At 56.1% G+C, this 14,394-nt stretch carries 28 protein-coding genes and 1 pseudogene; 15 read left to right on the plus strand and 14 right to left on the minus strand.

Going from position 1 to position 14,394, the window contains the following annotated elements:
- Positions 1–41: 41 nt before the first annotated feature.
- The 14 genes from HK23_RS04670 to HK23_RS04730 all read right to left on the minus strand — a co-directional run bounded on the left by HK23_RS04670 (position 42) and on the right by HK23_RS04730 (position 6,869).
- Positions 42–887: a tyrosine-type recombinase/integrase gene (locus HK23_RS04670; RefSeq protein WP_179193794.1), complete on the minus strand. Its 846-nt coding sequence runs from the start codon at positions 885–887 to the stop codon at positions 42–44.
- A 101-nt stretch (positions 888–988) separates the two neighbouring features.
- Positions 989–1,333, minus strand: coding sequence for a helix-turn-helix domain-containing protein (locus HK23_RS04675; RefSeq protein ID WP_086653066.1), 345 nt, complete (start codon positions 1,331–1,333; stop codon positions 989–991).
- Positions 1,326–1,790, minus strand: a complete 465-nt coding sequence (locus HK23_RS04680) for a hypothetical protein (protein ID WP_086653067.1) — start codon at positions 1,788–1,790, stop codon at positions 1,326–1,328. The genes HK23_RS04675 and HK23_RS04680 overlap by 8 nt, the downstream gene beginning before the upstream one ends.
- Before the next feature lie 189 nt (positions 1,791–1,979).
- Complete coding sequence (locus tag HK23_RS04685; RefSeq protein ID WP_086653068.1) at positions 1,980–2,351, minus strand: hypothetical protein; 372 nt, start codon at positions 2,349–2,351, stop codon at positions 1,980–1,982.
- A complete protein-coding gene (locus HK23_RS04690) occupies positions 2,348–2,722 on the minus strand; it encodes a hypothetical protein (RefSeq protein ID WP_086653069.1) in 375 nt (124 codons plus the stop codon). The genes HK23_RS04685 and HK23_RS04690 overlap by 4 nt, the downstream gene beginning before the upstream one ends.
- On the minus strand, positions 2,715–2,882 hold the full coding sequence (locus tag HK23_RS14495; protein ID WP_179193798.1) for a hypothetical protein: 168 nt from the start codon (positions 2,880–2,882) through the stop codon (positions 2,715–2,717). Before HK23_RS14495 ends, HK23_RS04690 begins: the two co-directional genes overlap by 8 nt.
- A gap of 157 nt (positions 2,883–3,039) precedes the next feature.
- A complete protein-coding gene (locus HK23_RS04695) occupies positions 3,040–3,753 on the minus strand; it encodes a hypothetical protein (protein WP_086653070.1) in 714 nt (237 codons plus the stop codon).
- Positions 3,750–4,007 carry a hypothetical protein gene (locus tag HK23_RS14215; RefSeq protein ID WP_143217482.1) on the minus strand — a complete coding sequence of 86 codons (258 nt, stop codon included), beginning with the start codon at positions 4,005–4,007 and terminating at the stop codon, positions 3,750–3,752. The genes HK23_RS04695 and HK23_RS14215 overlap by 4 nt, the downstream gene beginning before the upstream one ends.
- The gene (locus tag HK23_RS04700) at positions 4,004–4,189 is read right to left on the minus strand and encodes a hypothetical protein (RefSeq protein ID WP_086653071.1); all 186 of its coding nucleotides are present in this window, start codon (positions 4,187–4,189) and stop codon (positions 4,004–4,006) included. Before HK23_RS04700 ends, HK23_RS14215 begins: the two co-directional genes overlap by 4 nt.
- Entirely contained in the window at positions 4,186–5,040 is an 855-nt protein-coding gene (gene bet / locus HK23_RS04705; protein ID WP_086653072.1) for a phage recombination protein Bet, read from the minus strand. The genes HK23_RS04700 and bet overlap by 4 nt, the downstream gene beginning before the upstream one ends.
- Before the next feature lies 1 nt (position 5,041).
- Entirely contained in the window at positions 5,042–5,503 is a 462-nt protein-coding gene (locus HK23_RS04710; protein ID WP_143217483.1) for a hypothetical protein, read from the minus strand.
- Positions 5,500–5,799 (minus strand): hypothetical protein, encoded by a 300-nt coding sequence (locus HK23_RS04715; protein ID WP_086653074.1) that lies wholly within the window; start codon positions 5,797–5,799, stop codon positions 5,500–5,502. The genes HK23_RS04710 and HK23_RS04715 overlap by 4 nt, the downstream gene beginning before the upstream one ends.
- A gap of 311 nt (positions 5,800–6,110) precedes the next feature.
- On the minus strand, positions 6,111–6,395 hold the full coding sequence (locus tag HK23_RS04725; RefSeq protein WP_086653076.1) for a hypothetical protein: 285 nt from the start codon (positions 6,393–6,395) through the stop codon (positions 6,111–6,113).
- 90 nt (positions 6,396–6,485) lie between these two features.
- Entirely contained in the window at positions 6,486–6,869 is a 384-nt protein-coding gene (locus tag HK23_RS04730) for a helix-turn-helix domain-containing protein (RefSeq protein WP_086653077.1), read from the minus strand.
- An 81-nt stretch (positions 6,870–6,950) separates the two neighbouring features.
- Here HK23_RS04730 and HK23_RS04735 point away from each other — a divergent pair, with 81 nt between their 5' ends.
- The 15 genes and pseudogenes from HK23_RS04735 (at position 6,951) to HK23_RS04810 (ending at position 14,385) form a co-directional block, all read left to right on the plus strand.
- Positions 6,951–7,142 carry a Cro/CI family transcriptional regulator gene (locus HK23_RS04735; protein WP_143217484.1) on the plus strand — a complete coding sequence of 64 codons (192 nt, stop codon included), beginning with the start codon at positions 6,951–6,953 and terminating at the stop codon, positions 7,140–7,142.
- The gene (locus HK23_RS14220) at positions 7,139–7,456 is read left to right on the plus strand and encodes a hypothetical protein (RefSeq protein WP_143217485.1); all 318 of its coding nucleotides are present in this window, start codon (positions 7,139–7,141) and stop codon (positions 7,454–7,456) included. The genes HK23_RS04735 and HK23_RS14220 overlap by 4 nt, the downstream gene beginning before the upstream one ends.
- Positions 7,453–7,659, plus strand: a complete 207-nt coding sequence (locus tag HK23_RS04740; RefSeq protein ID WP_086653079.1) for a hypothetical protein — start codon at positions 7,453–7,455, stop codon at positions 7,657–7,659. Before HK23_RS14220 ends, HK23_RS04740 begins: the two co-directional genes overlap by 4 nt.
- A 1-nt stretch (position 7,660) precedes the next feature.
- Positions 7,661–7,990, plus strand: coding sequence for a hypothetical protein (locus HK23_RS04745; RefSeq protein ID WP_086653080.1), 330 nt, complete (start codon positions 7,661–7,663; stop codon positions 7,988–7,990).
- A 301-nt stretch (positions 7,991–8,291) separates the two neighbouring features.
- The gene (locus HK23_RS04755) at positions 8,292–8,597 is read left to right on the plus strand and encodes a hypothetical protein (RefSeq protein WP_086653082.1); all 306 of its coding nucleotides are present in this window, start codon (positions 8,292–8,294) and stop codon (positions 8,595–8,597) included.
- The gene (locus HK23_RS04760; protein ID WP_179193799.1) at positions 8,573–8,845 is read left to right on the plus strand and encodes a hypothetical protein; all 273 of its coding nucleotides are present in this window, start codon (positions 8,573–8,575) and stop codon (positions 8,843–8,845) included. Before HK23_RS04755 ends, HK23_RS04760 begins: the two co-directional genes overlap by 25 nt.
- Positions 8,842–9,069 (plus strand): hypothetical protein, encoded by a 228-nt coding sequence (locus HK23_RS04765; protein WP_086653083.1) that lies wholly within the window; start codon positions 8,842–8,844, stop codon positions 9,067–9,069. The genes HK23_RS04760 and HK23_RS04765 overlap by 4 nt, the downstream gene beginning before the upstream one ends.
- Before the next feature lie 423 nt (positions 9,070–9,492).
- Positions 9,493–9,783, plus strand: coding sequence for a DUF2312 domain-containing protein (locus tag HK23_RS04775; RefSeq protein ID WP_086653085.1), 291 nt, complete (start codon positions 9,493–9,495; stop codon positions 9,781–9,783).
- 3 nt (positions 9,784–9,786) lie between these two features.
- Entirely contained in the window at positions 9,787–9,990 is a 204-nt protein-coding gene (locus HK23_RS04780; protein WP_086653086.1) for a hypothetical protein, read from the plus strand.
- Complete coding sequence (locus HK23_RS04785) at positions 9,987–10,409, plus strand: hypothetical protein (RefSeq protein WP_086653087.1); 423 nt, start codon at positions 9,987–9,989, stop codon at positions 10,407–10,409. Before HK23_RS04780 ends, HK23_RS04785 begins: the two co-directional genes overlap by 4 nt.
- Positions 10,410–10,532: 123 nt before the next feature.
- Positions 10,533–10,730 carry a hypothetical protein gene (locus tag HK23_RS04790; protein ID WP_062141792.1) on the plus strand — a complete coding sequence of 66 codons (198 nt, stop codon included), beginning with the start codon at positions 10,533–10,535 and terminating at the stop codon, positions 10,728–10,730.
- Positions 10,727–10,912: pseudogene (locus HK23_RS14880) on the plus strand (helix-turn-helix domain-containing protein); the annotation flags it as partial. The gene HK23_RS04790 and the pseudogene HK23_RS14880, both read left to right, overlap by 4 nt.
- 291 nt (positions 10,913–11,203) lie before the next feature.
- Positions 11,204–11,590, plus strand: a complete 387-nt coding sequence (locus HK23_RS14730) for a hypothetical protein (RefSeq protein ID WP_256940077.1) — start codon at positions 11,204–11,206, stop codon at positions 11,588–11,590.
- Complete coding sequence (locus tag HK23_RS04800) at positions 11,587–13,086, plus strand: replicative DNA helicase (RefSeq protein WP_179193800.1); 1,500 nt, start codon at positions 11,587–11,589, stop codon at positions 13,084–13,086. The genes HK23_RS14730 and HK23_RS04800 overlap by 4 nt, the downstream gene beginning before the upstream one ends.
- A 669-nt stretch (positions 13,087–13,755) precedes the next feature.
- On the plus strand, positions 13,756–14,385 hold the full coding sequence (locus HK23_RS04810) for a hypothetical protein (RefSeq protein WP_086653091.1): 630 nt from the start codon (positions 13,756–13,758) through the stop codon (positions 14,383–14,385).
- Positions 14,386–14,394: the final 9 nt, after the last annotated feature.

Raw genomic sequence — 14,394 nt, forward strand, 5'->3', positions numbered from 1 at the left:
CATGGAAAAGTCTTTCTGTGGGGGATTTTGTGGGGAGGCGCTCAATCAAGCGCACCCTGCTCGGAACTGAACTGGACGCGCTCCTGTTCTTCCACCGTCAAATACCCAAGATAATTTTGCTCCGTGACTTTGACGCTGCTGTGCCCAAGATGGCGAGCAAGTCGGTAGATGTTCCCTCCAGCCTTGAGCCAGCGCACGGCAAAAGCATGGCGTAGGTCATGGACCCCAAAACGCTGGAAGAACGGATTCTCTTTCAGGATGCGCCTCTGAACCTGTCCGACATTGGACGAGAAATTCGCATAGGCAAGTTGGGTGGTTTCGCTCGGGTAGAGCAGCCCCTCTTTGTTGCCGGCCTCTAGATAGGCCGTGGCGTCGCCGCCGGGCGTTGCCCACGCAATGGCGCGGGGCCTGCTCGTCTTGGTCTTGGTGAGCAGGATTTGGCGCTTACGGGAATCCACCTGATCACGGTCAAGGTTTACGGCCTCGGCCAGCCTCATCCCTGTTGTGGCGAGGATACCAAGGACGCCAGCTACCCCCGCAGGCGCGGCCTGCATGACAATGTCGATCTCTTGCAGGGTAGGGGGCCGCTTGGGCTGCCTACGTACGCGCAGAATGGTCCTGTCGAAAGACTGGACGGGATTGTCGGTGCGCCAGCCTATAGAGCAGCAGAAGCTCATGAGGCGAGAAAGGGCTGTCAAATCTCGCTGAATGGAGGAGTTGGATATTTCCTCTCCGCACTCCAGCCGGGTTACTTTCTTGGTCGCTTTCCGGCTCCGCACCCATTCAGCGATCTCGCGTGTCCCGATGGAAGCGATTAGGAGGGAGCCAAACCGATCATTGAAATTACGGATGCTGGAAAGGTAGCGGGTGCGGACCGAGGGCTTCACGCCTGACAGACCCTCAGTTGCCCACCGCACCACGGCCTCCTGCCAGGACTCTTCGTCGGGGACGCCAATGGCCGTCCTTTCGATCTTGGTCCTGATGGCTTTTATGCGTCTTTCAGCTTCCCGTGCATCAGTTGTGCGTAGGCTCTCTCTGTGGCGCTTGCCACCGACAACAATTTCTGCCCACCAAATTTCTCCGCGAAGGAAGCAGTTTTTTGGCGCTTGTGCTTTATTTCGCTTTTTGGGAGGCTGCGACATAGGTTTTTGTTTTCTCTTTCCGTAATCCAGTCTTGAATTCTTGCCCGGCTAAAGGTCCAGCGACGCCCTACCTTTGCGGCTGGGATTTCACCGCGCTGAGCCATAGTCTGAATGGTGCGCTTCGGCACGCCCAGCATGGCCGCGACCTCGCCAGCATCAACGCGGGCAATAGCAGGCAGCGTCTCACCCATCCTTCCTGTCCTCCAGCTCAGCGATGCGCCTTTCCTCGCGCCGGTTTTGCATGGCGGCTTCTTCCTTCTCCTGCCGCACTAAATCTTTAGCGTGTGATTCTTCGTCCCATGGCCATTCATCAACGAGTGCGTAGATCACCGGAGCGCCATCATCCGGCTTATTGTTTCGGGCCAGCCACTCGTTCAGTTCACGCGCCTTACGAACGCCTGTCGCGTAATCCTGCACGGCATGAACTTCGTCCGGACCGGTTATAATGACACACCAGAGCACGCCTTTGATGTTGGTAAGGGGGTCGCTTGCATCTGCCGCTGCGAGGGCAGCCACGATAGCCCTGCGAAACTCATTAGCCTCATATAGGCTTTTGTCCTCATACTGAGCAAAGGACATGCCACCAGCGTATTGTGTCGTATGGCTCCATGCGGCTTCAAGAGCCGCCTCAATCCTCGGGTCAGTCATGGGGAGTTTCCTTGTATCCCGTGGAGATGCACTGGTAGCCGTCCCAATTTCCCGACCACCCCAGTTCGCTCGTAAAATGATGCCCATTCTTCTCGCATGCGCTTTCGCTTGCTTGGGGGATTTCTACTGTTTTCATCCCGTGCGAATATGCCCAGAGAACCAGAATGTATGGCGCTATTGCTGTCAGCATCACCCCACCTCCCGCGCTGCGTCGATGGCTTTGAGAAAATGCGTCTCGATAGCTCGCTGAACTTGGTCATGGCCTTCAATAGCCCTTGGGTGCCAACCGTTGTCATCGGCCTCTCCCTCCATATCCTCGAAGTAACTGCACAGTGTTACTGCTAGATTATCACCTCGCATCATGGGCGTTTCTATTCCCATCACAGATTCGCAGGCTTTCTCGATATCCCGCGCAATCTCCGCCCTCACGCGCTCTTCTGCGCGGCGTTCGGCTTCGAGGATGTGTTTAGTTGCAGCGTCCAGATCGTCCACAAATGAAAATGTGCCTTCTTCTCCGAACAGGTTTGCCAAATCTGCAATCTGCTCCTCTCTCGCCCTCATGACGCGGCTCCTAGGTTGCGGATTTCCCGCGCATATTCTGATGGGTGACAGGGCAAGAAATCATCTGCAAGTTTATCGCATGCCGTGGCGCACCTCTCCCGCTCCCCCGCCAGCATCTCGCTGATCTGGGTGGGGGTGAGGCAGGGGCCGTGATAGTAAAGCCCCTTCATTTCGTAAGCATCTTCCCGCTCTTCCCCCATATCCCAGGACCATTCAGTTTCTGCATTGCAGTAATCTTCATGGCTCCATTCTGCAGGGAACGGGTCGTCATTCGGCCTATTTGACAGCCAATGCCACCCATCCCGCTCAGGAAACATCGGCACACCGGGCCGCTCGGGGTTGGGCCAGTTGGTGGTTGCATTATCAGGCATAGGACGCCTCATCATTGAAGGCTTCACGCGGGGTATAACCATCTTCCCAGTAGCCAACCCAAGCTTCATGACCGGTGCTGTCAACGTAATCAGGGGCATCCCATTCTTCGGCAAAGATGGCACTGAGATCAGAAAGCCATTTTTCAAAATTACTGCTCACGCCATCTCTCCTGCGCGGGTGTTCCGTTTTTCGAGCTTCTCTAAGAGTTGGTCGCGGACTCTGACCAACTCTGTGATTTCACGACAATGACAACCGTGGGGATTGCAGCAATTACCGCGTGAATCTTTATCATCGCAGGACCAAATATATTCCTCGCTCATGCTTCCGGGCCTTTCAGGGATGTGATTTCCGCATCAATTTCATCCAAAATAGGAGAAATAGTACGGGCCATTTTTCGGCCGCCGTGAGCAATAGAGATGTTTTTTCGCGCCCTCTCAGTAAGTGTTGCGATGTTGTTTAAGTGGATTTGAGGGAATTTTTGGAAAGGGTGCTCGCGCAGGGCACGCACATAATCCACAATGTCATCAATAGCATCGCGAAATCCAAAACTGCTGCGCCATTCTGGCGGCTCGCCCATAACTGCCTGGTACATCTCTGCAATAATTTCTTCGGCAGTATCGCGCTCAGTGATTGTTTGAGTATGCGCCTTATCCTCGCGCTCATTCTCTGCGCGCAACCGCACAATCTCCGCCTGCGCAGCGGCAAGGGCAGATTGGGCGTATTCCAATCGCACTAGCGCAACAATATCGTGGTGCTCTTTATCCTCATCGCGGAAGATAGATGCCGACTGGTAGATGCCGGCTGCAAGGCCGCCGATTGCTTCTTCAGCGATGTAGCCAACTGGATAAAACTCACCGCCCGCAACAGGAGTGCCGATGGCAATAAGGCCAGCTTCACAAGCAAGAGCGTCGGACGCCCCATTGTACTCGTCCCATGTGTGACTGCTTTCTTTCAGGAATACATGTGCCCTATCCTCACTCAACGGCAACCGCACGAAAACGCCTGTGGGGGTCTGGGATTTGTCGCTCATGCGCCTTCTCCCGGCAGGACTTCGCGGACGCACATGAGGTTCCAGCCATCCTTGCGGGAATTGCCAATAAAGCGTCCGTTTGCACACCAAGTAGTCGGGGTTTTTTCTGCCCCATTGAAGCCAACAATGGGGAAGTTTGGGTGCCCATCAGTTTTTGTCAGCAACCGAACCGGCCTCCCATCCCGCGTACAAAACGGCCCCGGATGGTCCTCGCGATACTCGCCGATGATTTTTAGTTTGGTTTTTTGGGTCATGCCGTTTCCCCGTCATAAGCAATGGCACCAAGCTCATCGCGCAGGCGCTTGAGAGTGTCGGTAGACGGCATACCATTGATGCGCCGGTCCATTAATGTTGCCGCGTCCTCAAGCCCATTCAGCCAGCACAGGACGTCTGCAAGAGCGTTGTCATACTTCTTGGCGTTTTCTTTGGTGATCATGCGTCCACAAGCTCCTCAACGGGTGTCTGCGCGGCAGTTGCTTCCAGTTCGGCGCGGCGTTCTGCAATCATGTCCTGCACGGCAGACTGCACCTCTTCACTGATTGCGCGGTCGGCCTCTTCGGCGCGTTTGATGGTTGTCTGCCAGCGGCCCCATTCCCCATCGACGCTGCGCAGGTCATCGCATTTTGTGAGGCGGTCACGGAAAAGCGCGATGTGGTCAACTGGCGGTCTGGTCTGTTCAACACGCGGCTGTTGAGGCGTAACGTCCACAACAGGGCCAAGAAACTTTCCGTCCATTTCATCGTCTGTATTTGTGCCGCCAGTCTGCTCGGGGAAGGCCATGCGTAGCGCCTGAGCCTCAGCACACTTTGCCAACTGACCAAAGGCGCGCTTCTTCCACATTGCGTTGGGTGCGTCGGTGTCCTTCTTGGCTGTGGCATAGTTCTCGATCCAGTATTCCTTGGCCGTAAACTCACATTCCCGACCATGAACCAAGCGGCGAACGGTAATCCGACACCACTCAGGGAAACGAACACGCACACCGCCAAGTTCGGCGTTCTGCAAGGGGCCAAATTCTGGCTCGCTTTTGCCGATGTAGTCGCCTGTGCGGGATGCCTCTATGCGGTAAAGAGCAATCCCCGGCATGACAACATCACGCATTGACCGCGCCTTGTTGTCCCACATGGGCACAATATGCACAGGCTTTTTCATCACATCGAGCGATGCTGCCCGGCAATATCCAATTACCATACGGATGCTGTCATCCGTCGCGCCGGGATAAAGACTATCCCTCAAAACATGGATCAGTTCGCGTTCCTGCTCTTGGCGCACTTCGAGAGCATTGCTCATTTCAAACATCCTTCCGGGCACTCACCCGCAATGCGGGGGCACCACCATTCGTGAGGGCTGCGCCGGGCACCGGCCCGTTGCGCACCTGTTTGTTCAATTCTGTTCGGTCCAGCTTGTCTGGCTGCGGTTTCCACAACTCAGGTCTGGCAGCCTTGAGAGCCTTTTCGTCCGTGATGTGCGCTGTTGGCGCTGGACGCATCACGGTAGCTTTCCAGTTGGCTGACTCCAGGCACACGACGCCATCTGCCTGCATCCGGTTGGACAACTCTGCCCGCAGCAAATCCCGTGCATGCTTCGCCCGCCGTTCCATATTTTCCAGAACGCCGATCAATTCCAGAGCCTGCCCGTCTGTGTTCGCGCCCGGCGCACGAATTGACTTCATGCACTGGTTCACGCCGCTGATTTCCTGATGGAGATACTTGGCATAGACACGATTGACTGCGGTTAGGATGGGGTCGCTCACGACATGAAATCCCAAAGATAGGGGATGTCGGACTTGTCAGTGTCCGCAATGGCATTTGCCAAAGCCTGCACGCTCTCTGGCAGGCCATCGAACTCTTTGGCAAAATACAAGTCGCTCATGAGCTTCATGCCAAACTTATGGCACTCCTTGAGCATGTCGCTGAATTTCACCAACTCAGCCTCATCAGCCCTCGCATGACGCTCCATTGCAGCGCAATACGGAACAGGCATGGGATCGATATTTGGATTGGGTTCGAGGCGCACCGTCATGAATGGACGCTCTAGCGTTTCAGACATTTCAAAAACTCCTGATTGGAGAACATTATGCCGGTAACACGGCCACGAAGCCCGGTCCGCAAACCGGGTGACGCGGGGGTGTTAGGGGTATTTTGAGCAAGCGATGGGGTATTGATTATCGCTGCCATTTTTTCCTTCGATTGCGCATGCTGCGGCCATAGGACTTGCGCCGTTTCTGACCATTTCCTGCAAAGTCTTCCATTGCTTTGCGCTACCGTACGTTGCAGCGATGCAGATCATGAGAACTATTGAGACAATTGTTGTCGCCACAATTGCCCACAACCCCAACCAAAACTTCTGGTCGCCATCCATCAAACCATCCCCCCAACATCAATCCGGGGCAGGCCGAAGAGGTCCGCAAAGGCATTTACTGTACAGAGAAGGGCAGCGATCAGGTCGCCAGTTACCAGAGACCCGGTGTCTGTGAATACGCCTGCAGCCGCGCCAATCAGAAGCACAGCGCAGAACAGGCCTCGACAGATCTCGCTGTCATAAACCGTCCACCAGATTTCAGCCGCCACATATGCGACGACCACGATGCCGTCTTCAATTTCTTCTCGGAGAGAGGGAGCCTGCCGCTCGACCGTCTGTGTCATTGCCCATCCGCCTGTTGCGTTGTGATGGGCCTACCTTAAGCGCCTTAAGGAAAATGATGCAAGAGAAAACTTTAAGCGCCTTAAGATTTTTTATTTTTTAGGAGCGATGGCCCCGGCTATGGCCCGCAGAGCATCAATAACAGCGCCCTGCTGGGTGGCCGGGACGCCTCGCAAAATCTCGAGGGCTTTTAATTCCGGCTCGGTTTGAGCTTTTGTAATTTCATCGGGTGCGTCCCCCGTAAGAAGATATCGAGATGACACCCCCAAAGCCTCCGCTAAACGTTGGAAATTGGCGCTTTTCGGAACAGCACGGCCCGTTTCGTATTGGACGACGGAGTTTTCCGATAGGCCAATCATGCGCCCAAGCTCGGCTTGTGTGAAGCCCCTTTGTTCTCTTTTCGTTCTTACACGAACGCCAAAGGCAACCTTCTTGGGGTCTCTATCTTCAATGCGCTTAGGAGGATTTTTGCTCATGCTGGATTGTTGCAGTCCATTTTTCGGGAGGCATCCTTAATTTGCTTGCAAATGATCCTTAAGCCGCTTAAGGATATTTTCATGAGGGAAACACTTTTGAATGAAGTCCTGTCCCGCCGAGGGGGAGGCAAGGCAATCGCTGAGGCTTGCGGGGTCTCGCAGGCGGCGGTCAGCCAGTGGAAAAAGGTTCCGGAGCGCCACGCGAAGGGATTTGGGGATGCGGTCGCCAAAATCCTGAAACGCACCCAATCCCAGCAGGAGGTGCGGTCGTGAGCTATCAGGGTTCCCAAACAGCTAATGCGCCGCATCGTATCGCGCGGAATGCCCGTATTACGCTTGCGGCTGATCTGCGCAAGGAAGGCCTGAGCTTCCCGAAGATCGCCCAGAAGCTGGGCGTAAATCCTCATACAGCCCGAAGCTACGTGACTGCGGCAGCTGAGTTGGGAAGTCAGGCGCATAACAGCACGCGCAAGGTTGAACGCTTCCATCGCCACTGCCTCTGCTGCAACGCAAAGATAGCAGTCGAAAGCCCATACTTACGCATGTGCGCCACATGCCGATCAAACGCACGAGGGGCGATGCTATGACCCTCGCCAAAAAATCCGCCAATCCGCCAGCCGGTTTCAAGCTCGCCTACGCCCGCCCGTGCGGAGAAAGCGAATGGGTTGCGTTCGGCACTCAGCCTCGCGCCCCGGCCTATCTGGAGCGGTGTGCCGGCATCGACCCGGACGTGTGGCTGCAATACGGCGCGCCGGGTGGTCAGGATGTTATTTATGTGAGGGCAAGATAGCGTGAGCGACGATCTGAAAGCGCGGATTGCGGAAACATATGGTGCGGCTGCTGAAATCGCTCGTATTATTGGAGTTTCAAGGGAGGCGGTCCGACAGTGGACCAGAGTTCCGAAAGCACACCGTAAAAACGTAGCTGCGATATTGTCTACTTTTGTCGCTAAGAAAAAAGCGCCAGAAAACATCACGACACGGACAACTGTCGCATGGCCCGGCGCGCTCATTGACAAAGAGTGTGCCCGCCTCAAAGCGCATCCATGTGCCCCGTGGGCCGATATTATCAGGCTGGACAAGGCAATCGCCATCGCCCGGCACAGCGGCGCAGCGAAGTAGCCTCTCACCAAATGCCACCCGTAACCTCAACCCCAAGCGCATCCGCGACCCTGCCGACGAGATACCGTCTCGCGGCCAAGGGCGCGCTTGCGTGCAGGAAAGACCAGAGCTTGGCCGTGCGTACGAGCGCATGGGCCAGGTATGGCGTTGCAATGGGTAATTGGCCGGGTGCTGTGTCAGCGGTATCGATTGGGGAATACGGGCTGGAGACATATTCTCCCCCGTATTCCACCGTTCCAAAACAAGTCTCCTTCTTCATAGTTTCTCCGCTCTCTCGTTCTCGCAAAACGGAGAATGGACAATGATGATGGAACTTTCTCGGGAAAATGTTTCCCGAAATGTCACCCCAATTCCCTCGAGCGAAATCTGCGCAGAGGCCGTGAGCACGGCAATGCAGCAGCGTTACGGGGATCTTCGTAATGCCGCCAAACGGGTGTCACGCGCACGCGGCTGGTCGGTGAAGGCTTTCAAAAATTGGCTCTACGGCACGAATGCGCCACGCATGCAGGACTTAATCGTCCTGATGGCGGACTGCCCGGAGTTGGAGCAGAGGGTCGGCCAGATGGTCGAAGAAACAAGGAAATGCCTACAGCAATCCAAACTCTGAAATGGCGTGGCTTCGGATTTGACCGGGGCGACGGGTCCTTTGAAATCCGAGTGGGCCTGATTGGCTTTGCTTTCCTGCAGCAAAACGTATGGCAGTCAATGCGCAGTGAGCGTGAAGCTTTGTCACGGCTGGAGCAGGAAAATCGAAAGCTCCGATCTGCCCTGCAAGGACGTGAACGTCAACTGCGCGCTATAATTCTCGTCGCACGCCCGGAAAACAATGTTGATTTTAGCGGGCCAACGAAATGACCCGCCGCAACAGCCTTACCGATGGCGAGAGATTGGGATTTGTCAGGCGCTGGCTTGACACTTTCCAGTCTGAGGCAGCCGCGGCCCGGTCAATCGGGATGAAGCGCCAGCAGCTCAACGAAATGACCAACGGCGAGAAGCCGTTTTCAGACCGCGTGCTTAATGCAGCCGGAATCAAAGTGGTCCGGCCTCCTGCCGAATATTATCTGATGGATGAAATCTGATGAGTGCCATTAAAGACCTGCGCGGGCAGAGGTTTGGCAGCCGAACCGTATATGCGGCTGCACCATCACGTCACGGCAAAGCCCGATGGAAAGTGCGTTGTGATTGCGGCGCCCTGTCTGAAGTATTTGGTTTCCTCTTAAGGAGGGGGCAGGCCAATAATTGCAATGTATGCGCCATGGCTGAGCGTCGGAGCAAAGCTATACGGAAGGCGGCTGCGCTTCCCGGAAGAGAAATTATCGGGCCGTCTGAAGTCAAACGCACGGGCACGGGCATTTATGCACAGGTGCGATGTGGATGCGGGTTTGTCTCTGATGTCCGCCTCTCAGTTCTGCGCAAAGGCGGCGCGCAATCCTGCATCTCATGCGCCAATTCGACCTATCGCAAAAAACGCACATCATCAAAATTTAACGCGGAGAGCTGCAATGTCTGATCTTCATCCCCATGACCACAACCAGCTCACCGGCGACGACGACGCAGCAGTAGGCGGCATTGCGGCTGACCGGCTGCGGTCAATTATTGAGCGCGTTGAAAGGCTGGAAGAGGAGCGGAAGGCTCTCGGCGGAGATATCAAGGATATTTTCACAGAGGCTAAATCAGCCGGGTTTGACGTGAAAACGATCCGCCAGATCATCCGCATGCGCAAGCAGGAGCCGGGCGAACTCGAAGAGCAGGAAACCCTGCTTGATATCTACCGCAAAGCATTGGGGATGTGATCCATGCTGAAAACCCTCCTATCTCCCGACGCAAAACTGCGCCGCGAAAACACGGAACTGCGGGCTGAAAACGCCCGGTTTCTGGATGCGGTGGCTCGCCGCAACAAAGAGAACATCAGCTTGCGGGAAGAGAACCGCGCTCTGCGTTTGAAACTGGATGCTCTCAAGCGTGGCAAAGGCCGTGATGCAGCCGGGAGGTTTGCGTGAGGACCGTTCGGTTTGAGATCCCGGAAGCCTATCCGCTGCTCAATCACAGTATCGGGCAAAGCCGCTTTGCGCTCACAAATATGCGGCGGAAGGCCTCCCGTGCGGTTGCTTTGGCTACCGTTGGCAGCCGACTGGCTGAGCCGTTTGCAAAGGCGCATGTCACCATCGAGCGTCATTCCAGCGGGACGCCAGATAAAGACGGGCTGGTTGGTGGCGCTAAGTTTCTGATCGACAGCCTCACCACACCTCGGGCTCTGAATGTGCGCAAACCTGGAGCCCGTCAGCGTGTCAGGAACAAGCGCGGGCTTGGTTTCATCGTTGATGATGGACCGGCCTATGCGACGTTCGACATTCGGGCAGTGAAATGCCGCCCCCGTGAGGGCAAAACAGTGGTGACGATTACGGAGATTTTGCCGTGAGAATCACCAAATTTCCGCACCGCACAGAGTACCCAACCCTGCGCGCATCTGCTAAAACGACGAAAGCCGCCGGTGCGCTAACACCGGGCGGCTTTCTGACCACAATCTTGGAGTAGCAAGACAATGGCTGAGCCAGCTATACCGTCAATTAGCATTGACGTGAAGACAAAACAGGAAGCCTTTGACTGGGCAAGGCAAGATATGATGCGCCTGTTTTTTCACCTCATTCAGAGCGGGATCGACGTTTACACGCTACGCGGTGAAATCGCCTGCACCATGAACGCTATGCACGGTGCCCTCCAATTGGAGGGACTTGAATGAGTGCCAGAGCCAGAGACTGGGCTTATGCGGTGCAGCTTCCTCTTTGCCAGAAATTCGTGCTGGTGGCTCTGGCAGAGCGTGCCAATGACGAGGGGGTGGCGTGGCCGTCTGCGCGCACAATTTGTGACATGACAGGCGCATGCGACAAGGCCGTTCGGAATGCTCTGAAACAGCTTGAGCAGGGTGGGTTCATCACCCGCGTAACCAGCGGCACGCGGTCAAAAACGTACCAGCTCAGCATTGAAACGCGGAATGAGATACCGGTATCTCGTACCGGTCAACCGGTATCAGATACCACCCAACCGGTACCAGATACCGCGGTACGTCATACCGGTTACCCGGTACCTCATACCGCCCAACCGGTATCTCGTACCGGTCTGACCGGTACCACGTACCGACAAACCGTAAGTAACCGTCAAGAACCTACACAGTGCACTGCGCCGCGCGACGACGATTGGGTGTCAGCAAACTGGATGAAAATCGGGAATGACGTGTTGGCCGTTTCCGGACACAACCCCGCCAACGCGATGGCCCCCACTGGCATCGTTCGCCAATGGCTGGCAGACGCTCGGGCGATTGGGTATTCCCTGACTTCGGCGCGGGAAGTGATCCTCGAAACCGTCAAGCGTCGCTGTGAGCGCGGGAGTGGCCGTGGAAAAGCCCCGGCATGGTTCGACAAGCCCGTTCGGGAGGCGATTGCCACCGGATGCACGGCTTCGGCGAGCCCAGAGCTGCCAGTCGATGCCCGAGCCATTCAGGACGCCTACCGGGATCATGTGGTCTGGTGCTCGAACCACCGGGAAAAGCGCAAGCCGTATGAGCAGTTTGAGGCGGAATGGCGCGGAAGGCATGCGGCATGAACGGGCTTTTCGATGCTGCTGAGGTGCAGGCGGACATGCCTCGCAATCTGGCGGCGGAGCAATCCATCCTCGGGGCCATCCTAACCAACAACCGGGCCTACGAGGCTGTGTGTGATTTTCTGGAGCCGCGGCACTTCTACAGCCCGGTCTACAGCTGGATTTACGAGCAAATTCAGGGTCTGATCCAGAGCGGCAGCGTAGCCAATCCAGTGACGCTCAAGCCCCTGATTGACGGATCGGACAAGCTGGCGGGAATTGGCGGCTTCGCGGTTGTCGTGCCGCTGCTGATGAACTCGTTTGTCGGCCTCCCGACGGTCAAGGGGGATGCTACCGCCATTCGGCAAGCATGGGTCCAACGGGAACTGCTCCAGCTATCAGCAGACATGCGGGACATGATCGTGACCCCAGATGGGAACTCCCCTGACGAGGTCGTGGATTATGTCGAGAATGGTCTGCTGACGCTGGCGCATGGACGGCAGGACGTGAGGCAGTCGTCGCTCTCTGACGCCATCCAACGCGTTCTGGCGGCGTCGGAAGAAGCATCCAAGCGAGACGGGATTGTTGGCGTGTCGTCTGGCTATGAGGGGCTGGACAACATCACGGGCGGCTTTGAGCCGGGAACGCTGACGATCATTGCCGGGCGGCCAGCTATGGGCAAAACAGCGGCGGGGGTCGGTATCGCGGTGCGGTCCGCCAAGAAAACCGGGAAGCGGGTGCTTTACTGGTCGGGCGAGGTGAGCGCCGAAGCGATCTCTCAGCGCATCATTGCCTCAAAAACCAAGATCCCCGTGATTTGCATCCGGTCCGGGAAGAACCGTGGGCGGCAGCTCGAAGATGGAAGCTTCTCGGCTAGCACGCCGCTACGGCAGGAGCAGTTTGACCGCATGGTCGTGGCGGCACGGCAGTCGCAGGAAATCCCGCTGGTGATAGACGACACTCCCGCCATCACGGTTGCGAAGCTGTATGGGATCGCGCGGCGCATGGCTCGCTCCAAAGAGGGGTTGTCCATGATCGTGGTGGATTATCTGGCGCTCATGCGCGGGACGCAGCAGGCCCGGCGGCAGGGCAAATATGCCGAGGTTTCGGAAATCAGCGCGGACCTTCTGGCGCTAGCCAAAACGCTGGGTGTGCCCGTCATCGCGCTGCAGCAGCTCAACCGTGAGGTAGAGAAACGCGACGATAAGCGGCCCTCCAAATCTGACCTGCGGGACAGCGGCAATCTGGAGCAGGACGCATCCGTGATCATGCTGCTCTACCGGGAGGAATACTACCTCGACCAAGAGGGGCCGCCGAAGCAGAAACCCACAGAGAGCGCAGAGGCATGGATGGGTCGCGTGGACCAGTGGGAAAAACACAAGGACGCCGTGCATGGGAAAGCCCAGTGGATCATCGACAAAAACCGTCAGGGCGAAACGGCTACCATCCAGATGCTCTTTGACGGGCCGGGAACATGGTTCCGCGATATGGCCGAGGGGGCAGGCAGTGAACCGTGGTGAAAACGGACACAGCGCACCACACAGCGCAATGAAACCACTCTCGGCATACGTGGGTGCCGGAAATCATCAGCGGGCTTTGTAGGGGATTTTTGGGGTATGTTTGAGAAAGTTGGAACTAATGGGGAGAAAACCGAGTGCAGCGGCTGAATATCGGAGACCGCGTCCAGTGTGGCCGGGGCACGGCTGAGGCTGTCCTCGGCGAAATCGTGGAGATCTGTGAAACTGCCCTGGGTGTTGTCGCCGTTGTGCGCGATGACGATGGGCGGCGACATGTCGTGCAGGTTGGCCGGCTGGCGAAGGTGAATGACTGTCTTGCGTGGGATGACTGGCCGATGGGGCTGCATGTGCCGGAAGGAATGCCGGCTTTGCGGTTGGTTGGTGGAAGCCCCGTCCACGATCCGGGCTGGGTCTGCTGGATGAGGAAATTCTTGACCTCAAGGCGGACTAGCTTAACGGGCCGAAATAAAACCACCAGAACACACCAGCGAGTACAAAAAATCCTGTACTTTTTGCGGGATGTGTGATTCCATCATGCCATGCAAACATGCGCTGGAATTCACCATAGTTGGGCTGATGTGGCTTATACTCACCCTTTTTGGGTGGCGCTCATCTTATACCTCATGATGGAAACGCTGATTATCATCGTGAGGGTCGCTAAAAGGCGGTGATATGAAAAAAACTATCAAGCGTCCGCGCCACGAAATCCGGCAGGCTCAGGATATGGGGCCGACGCCAGAGCGGGCCGCAAAGCCTGATTACGACACTGTCGCCGAAGGGAAAAAGACAGTTCGCCGCAAACGGTGCATCCTGGCTACTCTTGAGCGTTCTGGCCGCATTGACGGTTCAGTCGTGACCATCGCGAACCGCTGGTATCATGATTATGTTTTTTCCCAGTCTGGCATTCTGGAGATCGATGCAGAGCTCCCGGAAGGCTATGTGAAGGGCGATGTGCATACATTTGCCATCGCACGCGGAAAGGCCGGAGAACGCATTTCTCTTGTGCGGTCCATGCTGACGGAAAACGAGCATCGCTGGCTGATTTTCTTGCTTGTGCGTGAGTTTTCGATGTCAGAGTTGGGGGCGAGTTTGTGGCCGGAATTGTGCCGAACCCAGCAGATAGCGCGATGTGAGAAGCAAGCTGAGATCGTTCTCAAAAAGCTAGTCAACGCATACCCGGCAGCCCAAAAAGCACAGGTTGATGCGCCTCCACGTTCGACATTTCCTCAACGCAAGAAAATTGCCCTTGACTATATGCAACATAAAATCCAAGATTACTCAAAATCGCATACTTACGCTTAAGCCGCCATA

This window comes from Acetobacter malorum (genome assembly GCF_002153605.1).
Lineage (GTDB): Bacteria > Pseudomonadota > Alphaproteobacteria > Acetobacterales > Acetobacteraceae > Acetobacter > Acetobacter malorum_A.